A 17,308-nucleotide genomic window follows, 5' to 3' on the forward strand; every position below is an offset into this window, starting at 1 on the left:
GGCCGGGTGGAAGGCTGAAAAACTCAGCCGCGCCCGCTATTTGGGCAAAACCTTAAGGTTTTTAGGGCCTTCCCGCGGCTGCTCCATTGACTTTGGCCGATTCCCGCCTATGTTCCGGGTCGACGCGGCTCGGTATCGAAGAGCGATTCCTGAGCTTGGCGCTTTGTTCGCGTGAGTCAGCACCCCCAGCTTCTTTAAAAGCGCGCCGTTTTGGGGTGGAACGCGACAGCCTTATTACCCTCGATTCCGAACGGCGGTTTCGACCAGAGGCTCAATGTCCTTTTCCAATCTCGGACTATCCGAAAAAGTCCTCGCCGCAGTGGCGGCCACCGGTTACACCACCCCCACCCCCATCCAGGAACAGGCGATCCCCCACGTCCTCGCACGCAAGGACGTGCTCGGCATCGCCCAGACCGGCACCGGCAAGACCGCGGCCTTCGTGCTGCCGATGCTCACCATCCTCGAAAAGGGTCGCGCCCGGGCGCGCATGCCACGCACCCTGATCCTGGAGCCGACCCGCGAGCTCGCGGCGCAGGTCAAAGAGAACTTCGACCGCTACGGCGCCGGCCAGAAGCTCAACGTCGCGCTGCTGATCGGCGGCGTCTCGTTCGGCGACCAGGATGCCAAGCTGACGCGTGGCGTCGACGTCCTGATCGCAACGCCGGGCCGCCTGCTCGACCACACCGAGCGCGGCGGCCTCCTGCTCACCGGCGTCGAGCTGCTTGTCATCGACGAAGCCGACCGCATGCTGGACATGGGCTTCATCCCGGACATCGAGCGCATCTGCAAGCTCGTTCCCTTCACGCGGCAGACCCTGTTCTTCACCGCGACCATGCCGCCGGAAATCCGGCGCATCACCGAAACCTTCCTGCACAATCCGCAGAAGGTCGAAGTCTCCAAGCCGGCGACCACCGCCGTCACCGTTACGCAGTGTCAGGTCCCGGCCGGGCGCGAGGCGCATGAAAAGCGCGAATTGCTGCGACGCCTGCTGCGCGAGGCCAAGGATCTTCAGAACGCGATCATCTTCTGCAATCGCAAGCGCGACGTCGCGGTCGTTCACAAATCGCTCCAGAAGCACGGCTTTAGCGTCGGCGCGCTGCATGGCGACATGGACCAGTCGGCCCGCACGGCGGCGCTCGAACAATTCCGAAAGGGCGAGCTGCCGCTGCTGGTCGCCTCCGACGTTGCCGCCCGCGGCCTAGACATTCCCGAGGTGAGCCACGTCTTCAATTTCGACGTCCCCCACCATCCCGACGACTATGTCCATCGCGTCGGCCGCACCGGCCGCGCAGGCCGGTCCGGCATGGCGATCTCGCTCGTCACGCCACTCGACCAGAAGTCGATGGTTGCGATCGAAAAACTGATCGGCCAGAGCATACCGCGCGCCGAAGGCGACTACGAAGTACAGGCCAGCACCGGCGAGCAGAGTGAGCGCCCGCGTGAGCAGCGCGGACGGGACCGTGACCGCTCCCGCGGCGGACGCGGCAAGCCGCAACGCGGCCGCGACCGTGAGCGCAGCCACGAGCCCCACGAACCACGTGCTGATGCAAGGCCTGCGGCCGAAGCACAGCCCGCTCCCGAGGCAAGACCTGCACGTGAGCCAAGACCTGAACGCGAGGCGCGGCCTGCGCGTGAGCCGAGGCCTGCACGCGAGGCAAGGCCTCCGCGCGAAGCGAAGCAATCATCAGAGCCGCGTGGTGGCGCGCGCCAGCAGGCCAATCCATCGCATGTGCCCTCGATCGGCCGGCCCGAACCGCGCCGCCAGCGCGAGGCCGATACGGAGCCCGGCGACCATTCGCACCTTCCGGCGTTTCTGCTGCGGCCGGTGCGCGTCTAAAGCACGATCCACCCACGGATTGCGTTTGAACATTTCCGGATGACGCTCCAGTAACGGCCGTTTACCGGCCGTTCACAATCGTCCGTTAGCCTACGAACATAATTTAGGCATTGCTGCGGCCGGCGGCGCACCGACCGCTGTGGGGTATGTTCTGTGGTCAAGGTGCTCGACGAACACGAACGCACGATGGCGTTCGCCGAGGTAGCGCTCGGTCAGATCCGGTCGCTCAAGCAAACCGCAATCCCCCGCAATTACGAGATCTGGTACGTCTACGCCACCGGCTACAACGCGCCGCTCAACAAGATCATCAACGAGACGCTGGCGCGCAGCGGCAAGCTGACCGAAGCCGATCTCGAACAGATCTACGATACCTATCTCTCCCATATCAAAACCACCGACCGCATCGACAAGGTCGGCGCGCGCGTCATCGGCGAGATCGACGACGTGATGAATGTCCTCGGCGACGCGCTCGGCATGACCGGCGCCTACGACGCCAGCCTGTTGGGCGCGACTGAACAACTGTCATCGGCCAAGAGCCGCGAGCAGATCAAGGCGATCGTCGAGACGCTGCTGCGCTCGACCGGCGAGATGCGCGAGACCAACAAGGCGCTGGAAGATCGGCTGACCCTGTCGAAGAACGAGATCAGCAATCTCCAGCAGAGCCTCGAGGCGATCCGCGCCGAAAGCCTGACCGATCCGTTGACGGGATTGGGCAACCGCAAATATTTCGATCGCATGATCGGCATGGCCGTGCAGAACGCACTTGCCTCAGGCGAACCGCTGTCGCTGCTGCTGTTCGATATCGATCACTTCAAGTCCTTCAACGATTCCTATGGCCATCTCACCGGCGATCAGGTGCTGCGGCTGGTCGGCCTGTCCTTGAAGCAGACCATCAAGGGCCAGGACATCACCGCACGTTATGGCGGCGAGGAGTTCGCAGTCGTGCTGCCCAACACCGCGCTGCGCCAGGCCCTCACGGTCGCCGACCATATCCGTCGCGCCGTGATGGCGAAGGAATTGAAGAAGAAATCGACCGGCGAGATCCTCGGTCGCGTCACCATCTCCGTCGGCGTCTCCATGCTGAAGCAGGGCGACGACACCGATGCGCTGATCGAGCGCGCGGATTCCTGCCTCTATGCCGCCAAGCGCAACGGCCGCAACCGCGTGATCTGCGAAGTCGATCCGGAATACGCGGTCGAGACGCACAACCGGGTGGCGTGAGGCGGAAGCAGCACGCCGAACAGCCGCCCGCGCTTGACATTCCTATTTGACGAACGACATCTTCCTCGCCGCCTTACGGCACCTGACCGCGAGCACCCAGAGGACTTGTCGTCTTGCCCAATCCCCATGATTTTCATTCCCCGCAACCGTCCTACACCAGGGACGAACTGCTGAGATCGAGCGAAGGTGGCTATTTCGGCCCAGGCAATGCGCAATTGCCGGCACCGCCGATGCTCATGATGGACCGCATCAGCGAGATCAGCCTGGATGGCGGCGAGTTTGGCAAAGGCCATATCGTAGGTGAGCTCGACATTGTGCCGGGCCACTGGTTCTTCGATTGCCATTTTCGCGGTGACGCCATGATGCCGGCGTCCCTGGGCCTCGACGCCATGTGGCAAATGATCGGCTATTGGCTCGGATGGTCGGGCTCACCGGGCAAGGGCCGCGCCATCGGCGTCGGCGAGGTGGCGTTCACGGGATCGGTCACACCGCAAACGCGACGCGTGCGCTATGAGGTCGCCATGCGGCAAGTGAGGCGCGGCAAACTGGTTCTCGGATTCGCCGACGGCCGCGTGCTGGCCGACGGCACCTGCGTTTACACGGCCAAAGATATGAGGGTTGGTCTGACGAAGGCCGTGGACTGAAGTTGCGTCCGCGATATGACATCTCGTAGGGTGGGCAAAGGCGCACTGCGCCGTGCCCACCATCTCACATCACGACAATCCTAACGGTGGGCACGCTTCGCTTTGCCCACCCTACGAACCGACTTCTTGGCCACTCTCTTCGTCGCGGGATTGCTCGCCACCTTCTTCGTCCTGGGCCGCTTCTTCACCTTGGCGCGCTGAGCGGCGGCGAGTGCCGCCCTCGCCCATTGCGGAAGCTCCTCGGAATCGTCGAACAGGCGCGCGGGCAATTGCCAATAGGAGTTCACCGTCACCGTCTTGGCGCGGGTCGAGTACTGAAACGGCTTTGAGCCTTCCGCTTCATAGTCCGGGATGGTGTGCTCATCGGCGCGGAAGAACAGGCCGGCACGCAGGGCGAGCGCGAAGTTGATGCCGTCGGCGGAGATGCCGTAACCGGAAAACATCTTGCGGATGGTGACGGGGCCGAAATCGGCGAACAGGTCGATCAGGAATTCGCGGTCCATGGCCACATGCCTCCCCATGGTCGTCCCGGCGAAGGCCGGGACCCATAACCACAGGAGGTAGTTTAGCGATGACTGCTAGTCGTGCCAGCCGTTGGTACTGACACCCTCCATCACCGCGAGATCACGCGGTATGGGTCCCGGCCTTCGCCGGGACGACGGCGGAGTGAGAAGCGATAGCCGGGCTTACCCGTCGATCTGCGCCGGCCGCAGCTCGACCGATTCCCCGCAACCGCAGGCGGAGATCTGGTTGGGATTGTTGAAGACGAACTGGGCCTGCATCTTGTCGGCCTTGTAGTCCATCTCGGTGCCGAGCAGGAACAGTACGGCCTTGGGATCGATCAGGATCTTGACGCCCTTGTCCTCGATGACCTCGTCGGTCGGGCGGACATCATGGGCGTATTCGACCGTGTAGGACTGGCCGGCGCAGCCGCCGTTCTTCACGCCGACACGCAGGCCGACGATCTCGGAATCGGCGCGCTGGGTCAGCTCGCTGATGCGCTGGGCTGCGGCATCGGTCAGGCGCATGACCTGAGGACGTGGGCGCCGCGGCTTGGGGGTGGAAGCTGGTGTCGAGCCTGACGATATTTGGGTCATGTCAGTGATGTGGTCCGTTGCCGAGCGAATTCAATGCCAGTTGTGCAAAGCCAGTATGTACGCGTCACCACATGTTGAGCACGAGGCGGGCCTCGTCGCTCATGCGTTCCGGCGTCCAGGCCGGCTCCCAGATCACCTTGACGTCGACCACGCCGACGCCGGGGACGCTGGCGACCGCGTTTTCGACCATGGTCGGCAGCTCGCCGGCCGCCGGGCAGTTCGGCGTCGTCAGCGTCATCTGCACGTCGACGGAACGGTCGTCCTTGATCTCGACTTTGTAGATCAGGCCGAGCTCGTAGATGTCGGCCGGGATTTCCGGGTCGAACACGGTCTTGAGCCCGGCGATGATCTCGGTGGTGAGACGCTCGGTCTCCTCCGGCGGCAGCGCCGACTGAGTTTCCATCGGATTGGCTTTGATTTCGGCCGTGTCACTCATGCGAACAAATCCCGCGCCTTCAAGAGCGCCTGTGCCAGATGATCGACTTCTTCCCGCGTATTATACATGCCGAACGAGGCCCGGCATGTGGCTGTGACGTTGAACCGCTCTAAAAGCGGCATGACGCAATGGGTGCCGGCGCGCACCGCGATGCCCTGGCGGTCGATCACGGTGGCGACGTCGTGGGCGTGCGCGCCCTTGAGCTCGAAGGAGATCACCGGGCCCTTGCCCCGCGCCGTGCCGATCAGCCGCAGCGAGTTGATCTCGCGCAGCTTGTCCTGGGCGTAGGTGACGAGATCGTGCTCGTGGGCGGCGATGCGTTCCTTGCCGATCGAATTGACGTAGTCGATGGCTGCACCCAGACCCACAGCCTCGACGATCGCGGGCGTGCCCGCCTCGAACTTGTGCGGGGGATCGCCATAGGTGACGATGTCGCGCGAGACCTCGCGGATCATCTCACCGCCGCCGTTGTACGGGCGCATCGCGACGAGGTGGTCGTACTTGGCCCAGAGCACGCCGATGCCGGTGGGACCATAGACCTTGTGGCCGGTGAAGACGTAGAAGTCGCAGCCGAGGTCCTGGACGTCGACCGGCAGATGCACCGCGCCCTGGCTGCCATCAACCAGCACGGGAATGCCGCGGGCATGGGCGATCTTCACCACGTCCTTGATCGGCACGATGGTGCCGAGCGCATTCGACATTTGCGTGATCGCGACCAGCTTGGTCTTGGACGTCAGCAGCTTCTCGAATTCGTCGATGAGGAAATTGCCTTCGTCGTCGACCGGCGCCCATTTGATCACAGCACCCTGGCGCTCCCTGAGGAAATGCCAGGGCACGATGTTCGAGTGGTGCTCCATGATCGAGATGACAATCTCGTCGCCATCCTTGATGTTCGGCTGGCCCCAGGACGAGGCAACCAAATTGATCGCTTCCGTCGCGTTGCGGGTGAAGATCACTTCCTCAGTGCGGCCAGCGTTGATGAACTGCGCGACCTTGGTGCGACCGCCCTCATAGGCTTCGGTCGCGGCATTGGCGAGATAATGCAGGCCGCGATGCACGTTGGCGTATTCGGACGTATAGGCCTGCGTCATGCGGTCGAGCACGGCGCCCGGCTTCTGCGCGGAAGCGGCGTTGTCGAGATAGACCAGCGGCTTGCCGTAGATCTGCATGGCGAGCGCCGGAAAATCCTGGCGCACGCGCGCGACGTCATAGGCGCCGTTCTTGACTGCGGGATGCGTGCTCATTGGCGCCGCTCCAGCCAACGCTCGGCAATGCCGATCACATGCTCGCGCAAGTCATCATCGGCGATCTGCTCGATCGCTTCGCCCACGAAGGCCTGGATCAGCAACGCCTGGGCTTGCTTCTCGGGCAGGCCGCGTGCCTTCAGATAGAACAACAGGCTGTCGTCGAGCGCGCCGGCGGTGGCGCCGTGGCCGCAGGAGACGTCGTCGGCGAAGATTTCCAGCTCAGGCTTGTTGTAGGCCTCAGCTTCATCCGAGAGCAGCAGCGCCCGAATCATCATCTTGCCGTCGGTCTTCTGCGCGTCGGGACGAACGATGATGCGGCCTTGGAACACCGAATGGGCGCGATCGTCGAGCACGGCGCGGAAGATCTCGCGGCTGACGCAGTTCGGCACGGCATGGTCGACCACCAGCGTGGTGTCGCCATGCTCGGTCTTCTGCAACAGATTGACGCCGTTGGCGGAGAGCTCGCTGCCCTCGCCTGCAAGCGTAATGAAGCCCTGGAGGCGGCTGACGGCGGCGCCGGTGGTCATGTTGAAGAAATTGACCTTGGTATTGGCGCCAACCGTGACGAATTGCGAGGTGATGTTCACCGCGTCAGGCGCATCGTCCATCAGGCGGATGTGTGCCACGTCGGCGTTATCACCGACGGAGACAATGACAGCGTCGTTGATCTGGTAGGCTGTCGCGCCAGCGGAGACGAAGCTCTCGATGATCGTGGCGCGCGCACCCTTCCCGATCACGACCTGCGATCGGGTGAAGGCCGATGCCGAGGTGGCAGTCGCGATGTGGATGATCTGGATCGGCGCGGACAGCTGCGTGCCATCGGCAATCGACAGCACGACGCCGTCGGTCGCCATCGCCGCATTCAGTGCAATCACGGCATCGCTGGACGCCGTCTTCAGGAGACCGGCATCCTTCGCAAGCGTATCCCCCAGTGTCTTGAAGCCAACCTCGGAGGCGAGCGCTTTCACGTCGGAGAGATCGGCCACAAACGCGCCATCGACCAGCACCAGCTTGCGGGCGCCGGCGATCGCATGCGCCTTCACCGCATCCGCGGCGCGCTTCAGAGCAGCCGCATCGGGGTTGGCAGCCAAGGGCAGCACCTCGCCGACCAGCGCGCGCAGGTCGGTGTATTTCCATTCCTCGATCCGGCGGTGCGGCAGGCCGAGACGCTCATAGGTCTCGAACGCCTCGCGGCGTGCCGCGATCACCGCGGGCGAACCCGGCAGCCGGCCTTCAGCGCTGGTGAAGAGATCGCTCACCGCGCGGCCCTTTCCGGTCTTTGCCACAGCAACGTTCATCACAAAATTCCTTACGCGGCGTCCTCGAACTGGGCGTAGCCGGACGCTTCCAGCTCCAGCGCCAGTTCCTTGCCGCCGCTCTTCACGACACGGCCCTTCGACATCACGTGCACCACGTCAGGCACGATGTAGTTCAGCAGCCGCTGATAATGGGTGATCACGACCATCGCGCGCTTCGGCGAACGCAGCGCGTTGACGCCGTCGGCCGCAATCCGCAGCGCGTCGATGTCGAGGCCGGAATCCATCTCATCGAGGATGCACAGGCTCGGCTCGAACAGCGCCATCTGCAGCACCTCGTTGCGCTTCTTCTCGCCGCCGGAAAAGCCGACATTGACGCCGCGCTTGAGCATGTCCTGCGGGATGTTCAGCGACTTCGAGACCTCGCGGACCTTCTTCAGGAAATCAGGCGTCGAATATTCGCTCTCGCCGCGCGCCTTGCGCTGCGCGTTCAGCGCGGTGCGCAGGAAATTCATGGTGGCAACGCCGGGAATCTCGACCGGATACTGGAACGCCAGGAACACGCCTTTGGCGGCGCGTTCTTCCGGTTTCATCTCCAGCAGGTCTTCGCCCTTGAACAGGATCTGGCCGCCCGTGACCTCATAGCCGGGCTTGCCGGCAATGACGTGGGAGAGCGTCGATTTGCCGGAGCCGTTCGGCCCCATGATCGCGTGCACCTGGCCCTCGTTTACCGTCAACGTCAGCCCGTGGAGAATCTCACGCTCCTCGACACGAACCTGGAGGTCTTTCACTTCAAGCAAAGCAGTCATTATCTTTTTCCATCCATCCCTTCATCCTAAGGAGCGCCGAAGGCGCGTCTCGAAGGATGAGGCCAACAATCGTTCTAACATTCATCCTGCGAGACGGCCGCGTTCCGCGGCCTCCTCAGGATGAGGTCGGAGCTAGCCGACCGATCCTTCCAGCGAGATCGAGATCAGCTTCTGCGCTTCCACCGCGAACTCCATCGGCAGTTGCTGGAGCACATCCTTCACGAAGCCGTTGACGACCAGGCCAACCGCTTCTTCCTGCGAAAGGCCACGCTGAACGCAGTAGAACAGCACGTCCTCGGAGATTTTTGAGGTCGTCGCCTCGTGCTCGAACGTCGCCGACGAGTTCTTGGCTTCGATGTACGGCACGGTGTGCGCGCCGCATTTGTCGCCGATCAGCAGGGAATCGCAGGCCGTGAAGTTGCGCGCGCCGGTCGCCTTGCGATGCGCCGTGACGAGCCCACGATAGGTGTTCTGCGACTTGCCGGCGGCGATGCCCTTGGAGATGATTCGGCTCGACGTGTTCTTGCCGAGGTGGATCATCTTGGTGCCGGAGTCGACCTGCTGATAACCGTTGGAGATCGCGATCGAGTAGAATTCGCCGCTGGAATTGTCACCGCGCAGAATGCAGCTCGGATATTTCCAGGTAATGGCAGAGCCGGTCTCGACCTGGGTCCAGGAAATCTTGGAGCGGTCGCCGCGGCAGTCGCCACGCTTGGTGACGAAATTGTAGATGCCGCCCTTGCCTTCCGAATTGCCGGGATACCAGTTCTGCACCGTCGAATATTTGATCTCGGCATCGTCGTGCGTAACGAGCTCGACCACGGCGGCGTGCAGCTGGTTCTCGTCGCGCTGCGGCGCGGTGCAGCCTTCAAGATAGGAGACGTAGGAGCCCTTGTCGGCGATGATCAGCGTGCGCTCGAACTGGCCGGTGTTGCGCTCGTTGATGCGGAAATAGGTCGACAGCTCCATCGGGCAGCGCACGCCCGGCGGCACGTAGACGAACGAGCCGTCGGAGAACACCGCCGAGTTCAGCGTCGCATAGAAATTGTCCGAGGTCGGCACCACGGAGCCGAGATATTTCTGCACCAGCTCGGGATGCTCGCGGATCGCCTCCGAGATCGGCATGAAGATCACGCCGGCCTTCTTCAGCTCAGCCTGGAACGTGGTCGCAACCGACACCGAGTCGAAGACCGCGTCGACCGCGATCTTGCGCCGGGCCGGATCCTGATCGCCGGGCTTGGGCTCGACGCCCTCGAGCATGGCGACTTCACGCAGGGGAATGCCGAGCTTCTCGTAGGTCTTCAGGATCTCCGGATCGATCTCGTCGAGCGAGGAGATCGTCTTCTTCGGCTTCGGCGCCGAATAGTAATAGAGGTCCTGGAAGTCGATCTTGGGATAATCGACGCGGGCCCAGGTCGGCTCGGTCATGGTCAGCCAGCGCCGATAGGCTTCGAGCCGCCACTGGAGCATCCAGGCGGGTTCGTTCTTCTTCTCGGAGATGAACTTGACGGTGTCTTCCGACAGCCCCTTGGGGGCCTTGTCGGACTCGATCAGGGTCTCAAACCCATAACGATACTGGTCGACGTCGATGCGCTTGACGCGCTCGACCGTCTCTTGGACGGCTGGCATTCTATCCTCCGCTCGCGGTTTCAAGGACCGCGGTGGATCAAACTCGGACGAGTACTACGATGTTTTTTTGCCGAAAGCACGCGCTTAGAACCGTTCAAGCCGTGTTTCGTCGCTCTTCTCTAAGTAGGGTATTACCGAGCTTTCGCCAAGCCTCTAACGCCCTATTGATGTCCTCCGGTTCCGTGGACCAGCCCAGACTGAGGCGCACCGCTCCCTGAGCCATTGCGGGATCGAACCCCATGGCCGACAGGACGTGAGACGGCTGGACCTTTCCCGAGGAACAGGCCGAACCCGAGGACACGGCGATGCCTTCGAGATCGAAGCCGATCACAGCGGTCTCGGCCTTCATCCCGGGGGCGGTGAATAGAACGGTATTTGGCAACCGCTGTACGTCCTCGGAGAAGACGGTCGCGCCGGCTGCGGCACACAGACCTTTTTCCAAGTGATTCCTGAGAGTTGTCATCCGCTCCGCATCCTTCGGCAGAGCCTGAAGGGCGGCTTTCACGGCCGCGCCGAAGCCGGCGATACCCGCGACATTTTCGGTTCCCGCCCTCCGGCCAAGCTCCTGCCCGCCGCCGCGCAGAACCGGTTCCAAGCCAGAAATCCCCTCCGCCACGACCAGCGCGCCAATCCCCTTGGGGCCGCCGATCTTGTGTGCAGAAAAAGTCGCAAGGTCTGCGCCTATCGCGTTAATATTGAACATAATTCTGCCAAGCGCCTGGATCGCATCGACGTGCAGCAGGCCCCCGGCCTCATGAACGATCCGTGCGGCCTCGGCGACCGGCTGGATCGCGCCTGTCTCGTTGTTGGCCGCCATGATGGAGACCAGCGCCGGGGGGCCCTCGCTGAGGAGCGCCTTCAGATGATCGAGATCAACCACGCCGGAGCGTGCAACCCGGATCTGGCCAACCGCAGCCGCCGGGAACCGGCCACCGGCCATCACCGAGGCATGCTCGATCGCCGAAACCAGAAGCCGCTGCACGGGTCTGCCAGATGGGCCGCGCAGGCCGGGTGACAGCGCCAGCGCATTGGCCTCGGTCCCGGCCGAGGTGAAGACGACGTTCCGCGGCAGCGCGCCCACGGCCACCGCCAATGCCGCACGGGCGTCCTCGACCAGCCGTCGCGCTTCCCGCCCCTCGGCATGGACCGAGGATGGATTGCCGATCAGCTCGTAGGCGGCCAGCATCGCCGCCCGTGCCTCGGCGCGCAGCGGCGTGGTCGCATTCCAGTCGAGATAGACGCGGCTCGGCATGAAAGTAATATATTACCCTGTGCGCGGGCTCTGGTCCGCCCGCCTCCGTCCCCGACATGGGCCCCTGTCGGGCGCTTGGCAACCGCGATTCCAAATCGACCTTTGGCCATGACGCGGCGGTGACACGCTAACACCTTGAGCCGGTTGTGGGATGTTCAAGATGCTTGCTTTTTGACCCACGCCTCATGTTAGAACGCGCGCGTCAGTTCACCGCGCGCCGCTCGCGCATCATCCGAGGGCGCCGCTCCACCCTTCCATTCGCGGTTTGGTCGGCGTCGCTGCCGATGAAATCCGCACAATCGGTTGGTTGTTGAGGACCACCGTCTTCAAGGGATCAAGAGATCATCCATGCCTGAAGTTATTTTCACCGGCCCTGCTGGCCGCCTCGAAGGCCGCTATCACCCGGCCAAGCAGAAGAACGCGCCGATCGCGATGGTCCTGCATCCGCATCCGCAGTTCCACGGCACGATGAATCATCAGATCATCTACCAGTGCTACTACGCGTTCGCGCATCGCGGCTTCTCGGTGCTGCGCTTCAACTTCCGTGGCGTCGGGCGCAGCCAGGGTTCGTTCGATCATGGCACCGGCGAATTGTCGGATGCCGCAGCCGCGCTCGACTGGGCGCAGACCATCAATCCCGAAGCGCGCGCCTGCTGGGTCGCCGGCTTCTCGTTCGGCGCCTGGATCGGCATGCAGCTCTTGATGCGTCGCCCCGAGGTCGAAGGCTTTATCTCGATCGCACCGCCCGCCAATCTCTACGACTTCTCGTTCCTTGCGCCCTGCCCGTCCTCCGGGCTCATCGTGCATGGCGAGAAGGACGCGGTGGTGCCGCCGAAGGACGTCAACACGCTGGTTGAGAAGCTGAAGACGCAGAAGGGCATCGTGATCGACCAACAGGTCATCCCCGGCGCCAACCACTTCTTCGACGCCAAGCTCGAGCCGTTGATGGAAACCATCACCGCCTATCTCGACATGCGTCTGGCCAACGTGCGCTGAGGGCCTTGTAGCCCGGATGTAGCGGTAGCGAAATCCGGGAAACTCCATCCGCGGACACAAGACCCGGATTGCGCTTCGCTCCATCCGGGCTACGAAACTAAGGCGCGTGGCTCAGGCAGCGAGCTTGAGCAGATGCGCGTCGTGGCGCACGAGGAAGGCGCGCAGCAATTGCGGATAGTCCGCGCCGACCGCGGTGTGCACGCTCGGTCGCTGCGCAAGCGCTGACCGCCACGCCCGCACCTTCGGCACGTCCTTGAAGATGCCGAGCTCGGTCAGTTCATCGAACAGGTCGAAATAACGGAAGACGGGTGCGAACACGGCGTCGACCAGGCCGAACGCATCGCCGGCGAAGAACGGGCCTGCGCTGAGCGCGGCCTCGACGCGCGCGAATTTCGCCGCAGGCGCCTGGCGTTTGCTTTCGAACGTCGCTGGATCGGTCGTGGTCTCCAGACCCCAGAGATCGCCCAGGATCGCCGAGCCGAACTCCATCCAGGCGCGGTGCTCGGCACGCTCAAGCGCATCGGCCGGATGCAGCTTCCCGCCTGCCTGCGTCTCCTCAATGTATTCGCAGATCACGTTACTCTCGAACAGCGCGACCTCGCCCTTGTCCGTCGCCACAACCAGCACCGGCACCTTGCCGAGCGGCGACAGTTTCAGAAACCAGTCCGGCTTGTTGGCGAGATCGATGTCGATCCGTTCGAACGGCACACCCTTCTCGTTGAGCGCGATCACGGCGCGCTGAACATAGGGGCAAAGCTTGTGGCTGATCAGTTTGAGCGAATCGGTCATGGCGGTGATCCCGGCGGTTGGTGCAACTGCGCCGAAGATAGATGCAATTGCATGAACCAGTCAAGATCCATGCATTTGCATCAACCGTCCGTGTCTTAGGGCCGCGCCATCACCCCACCCGTCATCGGCATCGGCACGCCGGTGGTGGCCGGATAGGACAACGGCAGGCCTTTGAGGCCGCGCGCGGCGAGGAAGCCAAAGGCCTGCGCCTCGATCGCATCGGAGGCCCAGCCGAGCGTCTCCGCGGCTTCGACGGTCTCCGATCCAACCCGCTCCCGCAGCATACGCAGCATGGTCAGGTTACGGGCGCCGCCGCCGCAGACGATCCAGCTTCGGGGCCGCCGCGGCAGCAGCGAAATGATGCGGGCGATCGCGGCCGCGGTGAAGGCGGTGAGCGTCGCGGCGCCGTCGGCCGGCGGTACATCGCCGAGCTTGAGCGCGGCAAAATCGTTGCGGTCGAGCGATTTCGGCGGCGGAGCTGCGAAGAACGGCAGCTCCAGCCCCCGCGCGATCCAGGTCTCGTCCGCCTTGCCGAGCGCCGCGAACTTGCCTTCCGTGTCGAACGCCTGGTTCATGGTGCGGTACATGAAATCGTCGAGCAGCGCGTTGCCGGGCCCGGTGTCGCAGGCAATCAGCGTGTCGTTGCCGTCGATATAGGTGATGTTGGAGACGCCGCCGATATTGACCACAGCGATCGGCCCTTCGCGCTCCAGCGATTGCGCCAGCGCCCGGTGGTAGACCGGCACGAACGGCGCGCCCTGGCCACCGGCCTCAACGTCGGCGGCGCGGAAATCATGCATCACGGGGATATGGATCGCCTTGGCGAGCGCCAGCGCATCACCGATCTGCACCGTCAACCGTCGCTCGGGGCGATGCAGCACGGTCTGGCCGTGGAAGCCGACGATGTCGATCTCCTCCGGCTTCATCCGGTTCTGGGCGATGAAGGCGGCGACCGCCTCGGCATGCGCCAGCGTCACCGCACGTTCGGCCTCGGCCAGAATCCCCGGCCGGGCATCGCGCTGCGGCAGGTGCACCGCCTCCGAGAGCGCCTGGCGCAGCAGATTGCGCTCGGCGGGGCTGTAGGGCCTATAGCCGGACGGTCCGAACGCTTTCACCTGCTTCCCGTCGGTTTCGATCAGCGCGACGTCCACCCCGTCCAGCGAGGTGCCGCTCATCAAACCGAGTGCCGTCAACATCATCTCAAGCTGGCCCCGACGCCCCCTGCCCCGACGCCTGACTTGTATCAAACAAGCACATCTTATAATGCCACAACGCGCTTTTTTGCGGCAGCCCGGCTGGCGCGGGTTCCGCAGCTTGCCGCAATGACCGTAAAATAAGAATGATCAGGCTTGCCGACAGATGACTGCATTTAAATCGGATTTCCTCAATACGCTGCAAGAGCGTGGATTCATCCACCAGTGCTCCGATTTCGAGGGGCTGGATGCGCTCGCCGCCAAGGGCGAGGCGATCGCCTATGTCGGCTACGACTGCACCGCCCCCTCTCTACACATCGGCAATTATCTGACTATGATGCTGCTGCACTGGTTCCAGCAGTCCGGCAACAAGCCGATTACGCTGATGGGCGGCGGCACCACCATGGTCGGCGACCCCTCCGGCAAGGACGAGACGCGCGCGATCCGCACCGTCGCCGAGATCGAGGCCAACAAGGCTTCGATCCGCGGCGTGTTCGCGAAAGTGCTGCGCTATGGCGAGGGCAAGAGCGACGCCATCATGCTCGACAATGCGGAGTGGCTGACCAAGCTCAACTGGATCGAGATGCTGCGCGACGTCGGTCGGCACTTTTCGGTCAACCGCATGCTGACCATGGACTCCGTGCGCCTGCGCCTCGAGCGCGAGCATGAGATGAGCTTCATCGAGTTCAACTACATGGTCTGCCAGGCCTACGACTTCGTTGAGCTGGCCAGGCGCACCGGCTGCCATTTGCAGATGGGCGGCTCGGACCAGTGGGGCAACATCATCATGGGCGTCGATCTCGGCCGCCGCATGGGCACGCATCAGCTTTACGCGCTGACGACGCCGCTGCTGACGACCGCGTCGGGCGCCAAGATGGGCAAAACCGCGCAGGGCGCGGTCTGGCTCAACGCCGACCAGTTCTCGCCCTATGATTTCTGGCAGTACTGGCGCAACACCGAGGATGCCGACGTCGGTAAATTCCTGAAACTGTTCACGACGATGCCGATGAACGAGATCAAAAAGCTCGAGGCGCTCGCGGGCTCGGAGATCAACGAGGCCAAGAAGGTGCTCGCAACGGAAGCGACCGCGCTGCTGCACGGGCGCGACGCAGCAAACGAAGCGGCTGAAACCGCGCGTCGCACCTTCGAGGAAGGCGCACTAGCCGAGAGCCTGCCGACGGTGGAAATTCCGCGCGGTGAGCTGGATGCCGGAATCGGCGTGCTCAACGCCTTCGTCAAGGCAGGCCTCGTCGCCTCCAATGGCGAGGCGCGGCGCCAGATCAAGGGCGGCGGTCTGCGCGTCAACGACGAATCCGTCACCGACGAGAAGATGACGCTGACGCAGGCAAGCCTCAAGCCGGAGGGCGTGATCAAACTGTCGTTCGGCAAGAAGAAGCACATCCTGCTCAAGCCTGCATAGGCGTATGAGCTTTTGATGCTTGTCAGGGCGCACCGAAGCGCGCTCCCTGACCGGCCATGGATCAGAACACGCCCAGGGACGTGGCCGAGGAACATCTCGCCGCTACGCAGCAAGGCGCGGTGCGCACGGCACTTGTCGTGCTCGCGCTGTGCTTCACGCTTGCCGTTCTCGGCCGTGGCTTGAGCGAAAGCTTCACCGTCTTCCTGAAGCCGATCTCCGAGAATTTCGGTTGGGACCGCGCGCAGGTCGTTTCGATCTATTCGCTGACCTGGCTCGTGAGCGGACTGACGGCGCCGCTGGTCGGACGCCTGTTCGATCATTCCGGCCCGCGCATCGTCTATGCGCTCGGGCTGCTGCTGCTCGGTTCCGCGTTTCTGATTGCCGCACATGCGCAATCGCTCTGGCAATTCCAGCTCTCGATCGGACTCTGCGTCGGCATCGGCGTCGCCTTCATCGGCAACGTGCCGAACTCGATCCTGCTCGGCCGCTGGTTCGGGCCGCGGCTGCCGACCGCGATGGCGGTGGTCTATTCGGCGATGGGCGGCGGCGTGCTGGCGCTGCTGCCGGCCTCGCAGCTGCTGATCGATCATCTCGGCTGGCGCGAGACCTACCAGCTGTTCGGCTTCGCTGCATTGGGCCTGCTGGTGCCGCTGATGCTGCTGCCCTGGCGGTTGTTCGCGTCAGGCTCGCCGCATGTCAGCAAGAAGACCGATCCCGATTTCGTCGATCACGGCTGGACGCTTCTCGCCGCCATGCGCCACCACGCCTTCTGGGCGCTGTTCTCGACCTTCTTCTTCACCGCGGTCGGGATGTACGCGATTGCCGCGCAGATCGTGGCCTATCTGATCGATGCAGGCTTTCCGCCGCTCCAGGCCGCGACCGCCTGGGGTTTTTCGGGCGTGGTGCTGGTGTTCGGCATGTTAGGGGTCTCCGCGCTCGACGGCCTGATCGGGCGCCGGCCGTCGGTGCTCCTCAGCTACGCGATCTCGATCCTCGGCATCTTCCTGCTGTGGCTGTTGCAGTACTCCCCGAACCTCATTCTGCTCACCGGCTTCGTGATCTGCTTCGGCAGCATGATGGGCTCGCGTGGGCCGCTGATCACGGCCACCGCGATGAAGATTTTCAGGGGCAAGCGGGTCGGCACCATCTACGGCACGATCTCGATCGGCAGCGGGCTTGGCTCGGCCTTCGGCTCCTGGAGCGGCGGCCTGATCCATGACGCCACCCATGGCTACAACGCGCTGCTCGTCTTCGCACTTGCGAGCGTGATCCTCGGAATGATCCCGTTCCTGATCGTGCCCGCCTTGCGGCGGTAGGTGTCTCGGAGGTAACCTGAGCTCATTCGTGTCACCGGGGAATTACGGATGGGCGCGACGCAAACACGCGCGAAAAATGCGGATCACATGCGGCTGAAACCCCGACCTGCGGTGTTTTGTCCAACATGACAAAAATGTCAGCGCGAATTGACCCGGCGCGGCTTGC

16 protein-coding genes are annotated in these 17,308 nt (G+C 63.4%); 6 read left to right on the forward strand and 10 right to left on the reverse strand.

Annotated elements, in window-relative coordinates; all coding sequences use genetic code 11:
• Positions 1 to 274 precede the first annotated feature (274 nt).
• The 3 genes from UB31_RS12845 to fabA all read left to right on the forward strand — a co-directional run bounded on the left by UB31_RS12845 (position 275) and on the right by fabA (position 3,702).
• Entirely contained in the window at positions 275 to 1,837 is a 1,563-nt protein-coding gene (locus UB31_RS12845; protein WP_045011089.1) for a DEAD/DEAH box helicase, read from the forward strand.
• 153 nt (positions 1,838 to 1,990) lie between these two features.
• A complete protein-coding gene (locus tag UB31_RS12850) occupies positions 1,991 to 3,058 on the forward strand; it encodes a GGDEF domain-containing protein (RefSeq protein ID WP_045011090.1) in 1,068 nt (355 codons plus the stop codon).
• Between the two features lie 113 nt (positions 3,059 to 3,171).
• Positions 3,172 to 3,702: a bifunctional 3-hydroxydecanoyl-ACP dehydratase/trans-2-decenoyl-ACP isomerase gene (gene fabA, locus UB31_RS12855; protein WP_045000004.1), complete on the forward strand. Its 531-nt coding sequence runs from the start codon at positions 3,172 to 3,174 to the stop codon at positions 3,700 to 3,702.
• Positions 3,703 to 3,782: 80 nt separating this feature from the next.
• On the opposite strand, the gene UB31_RS12860 is transcribed toward fabA, so the two are convergent.
• The 8 genes from UB31_RS12860 to UB31_RS12895 form a co-directional block, all read right to left on the reverse strand.
• Positions 3,783 to 4,205 carry a TfoX/Sxy family protein gene (locus UB31_RS12860; protein WP_045011091.1) on the reverse strand — a complete coding sequence of 141 codons (423 nt, stop codon included), beginning with the start codon at positions 4,203 to 4,205 and terminating at the stop codon, positions 3,783 to 3,785.
• Between the two features lie 183 nt (positions 4,206 to 4,388).
• Positions 4,389 to 4,799, reverse strand: coding sequence for a HesB/IscA family protein (locus UB31_RS12865; RefSeq protein ID WP_082078510.1), 411 nt, complete (start codon positions 4,797 to 4,799; stop codon positions 4,389 to 4,391).
• 64 nt (positions 4,800 to 4,863) lie between these two features.
• Entirely contained in the window at positions 4,864 to 5,235 is a 372-nt protein-coding gene (locus UB31_RS12870) for an SUF system Fe-S cluster assembly protein (protein ID WP_045000007.1), read from the reverse strand.
• Entirely contained in the window at positions 5,232 to 6,479 is a 1,248-nt protein-coding gene (locus UB31_RS12875) for a cysteine desulfurase (RefSeq protein ID WP_045011093.1), read from the reverse strand. Before UB31_RS12875 ends, UB31_RS12870 begins: the two co-directional genes overlap by 4 nt.
• Entirely contained in the window at positions 6,476 to 7,780 is a 1,305-nt protein-coding gene (sufD, locus tag UB31_RS12880) for a Fe-S cluster assembly protein SufD (RefSeq protein WP_045011094.1), read from the reverse strand. Before sufD ends, UB31_RS12875 begins: the two co-directional genes overlap by 4 nt.
• 11 nt (positions 7,781 to 7,791) lie before the next feature.
• Positions 7,792 to 8,547, reverse strand: coding sequence for a Fe-S cluster assembly ATPase SufC (gene sufC / locus UB31_RS12885; protein ID WP_045000011.1), 756 nt, complete (start codon positions 8,545 to 8,547; stop codon positions 7,792 to 7,794).
• Positions 8,548 to 8,679: 132 nt separating this feature from the next.
• A complete protein-coding gene (gene sufB / locus UB31_RS12890; RefSeq protein ID WP_045000013.1) occupies positions 8,680 to 10,176 on the reverse strand; it encodes a Fe-S cluster assembly protein SufB in 1,497 nt (498 codons plus the stop codon).
• Positions 10,177 to 10,270: 94 nt separating this feature from the next.
• Positions 10,271 to 11,428 (reverse strand): cysteine desulfurase family protein, encoded by a 1,158-nt coding sequence (locus UB31_RS12895; protein WP_045011095.1) that lies wholly within the window; start codon positions 11,426 to 11,428, stop codon positions 10,271 to 10,273.
• A gap of 348 nt (positions 11,429 to 11,776) precedes the next feature.
• On the opposite strand from UB31_RS12895, the gene UB31_RS12900 reads away from it, so the two are divergent.
• A complete protein-coding gene (locus UB31_RS12900) occupies positions 11,777 to 12,424 on the forward strand; it encodes an alpha/beta hydrolase (protein WP_007591562.1) in 648 nt (215 codons plus the stop codon).
• A 111-nt stretch (positions 12,425 to 12,535) separates the two neighbouring features.
• On the opposite strand, the gene UB31_RS12905 is transcribed toward UB31_RS12900, so the two are convergent.
• On the reverse strand, positions 12,536 to 13,213 hold the full coding sequence (locus UB31_RS12905) for a glutathione S-transferase family protein (RefSeq protein ID WP_045011096.1): 678 nt from the start codon (positions 13,211 to 13,213) through the stop codon (positions 12,536 to 12,538).
• Positions 13,214 to 13,308: 95 nt separating this feature from the next.
• Positions 13,309 to 14,412, reverse strand: a complete 1,104-nt coding sequence (locus UB31_RS12910) for an anhydro-N-acetylmuramic acid kinase (RefSeq protein ID WP_045011097.1) — start codon at positions 14,410 to 14,412, stop codon at positions 13,309 to 13,311.
• A gap of 160 nt (positions 14,413 to 14,572) precedes the next feature.
• Between UB31_RS12910 and tyrS the strand changes: the two genes are divergently transcribed.
• Both tyrS and UB31_RS12920 read left to right on the forward strand, forming a co-directional pair.
• Positions 14,573 to 15,826, forward strand: a complete 1,254-nt coding sequence (gene tyrS / locus UB31_RS12915) for a tyrosine--tRNA ligase (RefSeq protein ID WP_045000019.1) — start codon at positions 14,573 to 14,575, stop codon at positions 15,824 to 15,826.
• Positions 15,827 to 15,882: 56 nt separating this feature from the next.
• Complete coding sequence (locus UB31_RS12920) at positions 15,883 to 17,142, forward strand: MFS transporter (protein ID WP_045011098.1); 1,260 nt, start codon at positions 15,883 to 15,885, stop codon at positions 17,140 to 17,142.
• Positions 17,143 to 17,308: the final 166 nt, after the last annotated feature.

This window comes from Bradyrhizobium sp. LTSP849 (assembly GCF_000938255.1).
In the GTDB taxonomy this organism is placed as follows: Bacteria; Pseudomonadota; Alphaproteobacteria; order Rhizobiales; family Xanthobacteraceae; genus Bradyrhizobium.

What these genes read in the sequence shown, in the direction of transcription:
- UB31_RS12865 (WP_082078510.1), bottom strand. Translation starts at nt 4,799, where the DNA reads ATGACCCAAATATCGTCAGGCTCGACACCAGCTTCCACCCCCAAGCCG.
- UB31_RS12875 (WP_045011093.1), bottom strand. Translation starts at nt 6,479, where the DNA reads ATGAGCACGCATCCCGCAGTCAAGAACGGCGCCTATGACGTCGCGCGC.
- tyrS (WP_045000019.1), top strand. Translation starts at nt 14,573, where the DNA reads ATGACTGCATTTAAATCGGATTTCCTCAATACGCTGCAAGAGCGTGGA.
- sufD (WP_045011094.1), bottom strand. Translation starts at nt 7,780, where the DNA reads ATGAACGTTGCTGTGGCAAAGACCGGAAAGGGCCGCGCGGTGAGCGAT.
- UB31_RS12920 (WP_045011098.1), top strand. Translation starts at nt 15,883, where the DNA reads ATGGATCAGAACACGCCCAGGGACGTGGCCGAGGAACATCTCGCCGCT.
- UB31_RS12900 (WP_007591562.1), top strand. Translation starts at nt 11,777, where the DNA reads ATGCCTGAAGTTATTTTCACCGGCCCTGCTGGCCGCCTCGAAGGCCGC.
- UB31_RS12895 (WP_045011095.1), bottom strand. Translation starts at nt 11,428, where the DNA reads ATGCCGAGCCGCGTCTATCTCGACTGGAATGCGACCACGCCGCTGCGC.
- UB31_RS12905 (WP_045011096.1), bottom strand. Translation starts at nt 13,213, where the DNA reads ATGACCGATTCGCTCAAACTGATCAGCCACAAGCTTTGCCCCTATGTT.
- UB31_RS12870 (WP_045000007.1), bottom strand. Translation starts at nt 5,235, where the DNA reads ATGAGTGACACGGCCGAAATCAAAGCCAATCCGATGGAAACTCAGTCG.
- sufC (WP_045000011.1), bottom strand. Translation starts at nt 8,547, where the DNA reads ATGACTGCTTTGCTTGAAGTGAAAGACCTCCAGGTTCGTGTCGAGGAG.
- UB31_RS12910 (WP_045011097.1), bottom strand. Translation starts at nt 14,412, where the DNA reads ATGATGTTGACGGCACTCGGTTTGATGAGCGGCACCTCGCTGGACGGG.
- UB31_RS12845 (WP_045011089.1), top strand. Translation starts at nt 275, where the DNA reads ATGTCCTTTTCCAATCTCGGACTATCCGAAAAAGTCCTCGCCGCAGTG.
- UB31_RS12860 (WP_045011091.1), bottom strand. Translation starts at nt 4,205, where the DNA reads ATGGACCGCGAATTCCTGATCGACCTGTTCGCCGATTTCGGCCCCGTC.
- sufB (WP_045000013.1), bottom strand. Translation starts at nt 10,176, where the DNA reads ATGCCAGCCGTCCAAGAGACGGTCGAGCGCGTCAAGCGCATCGACGTC.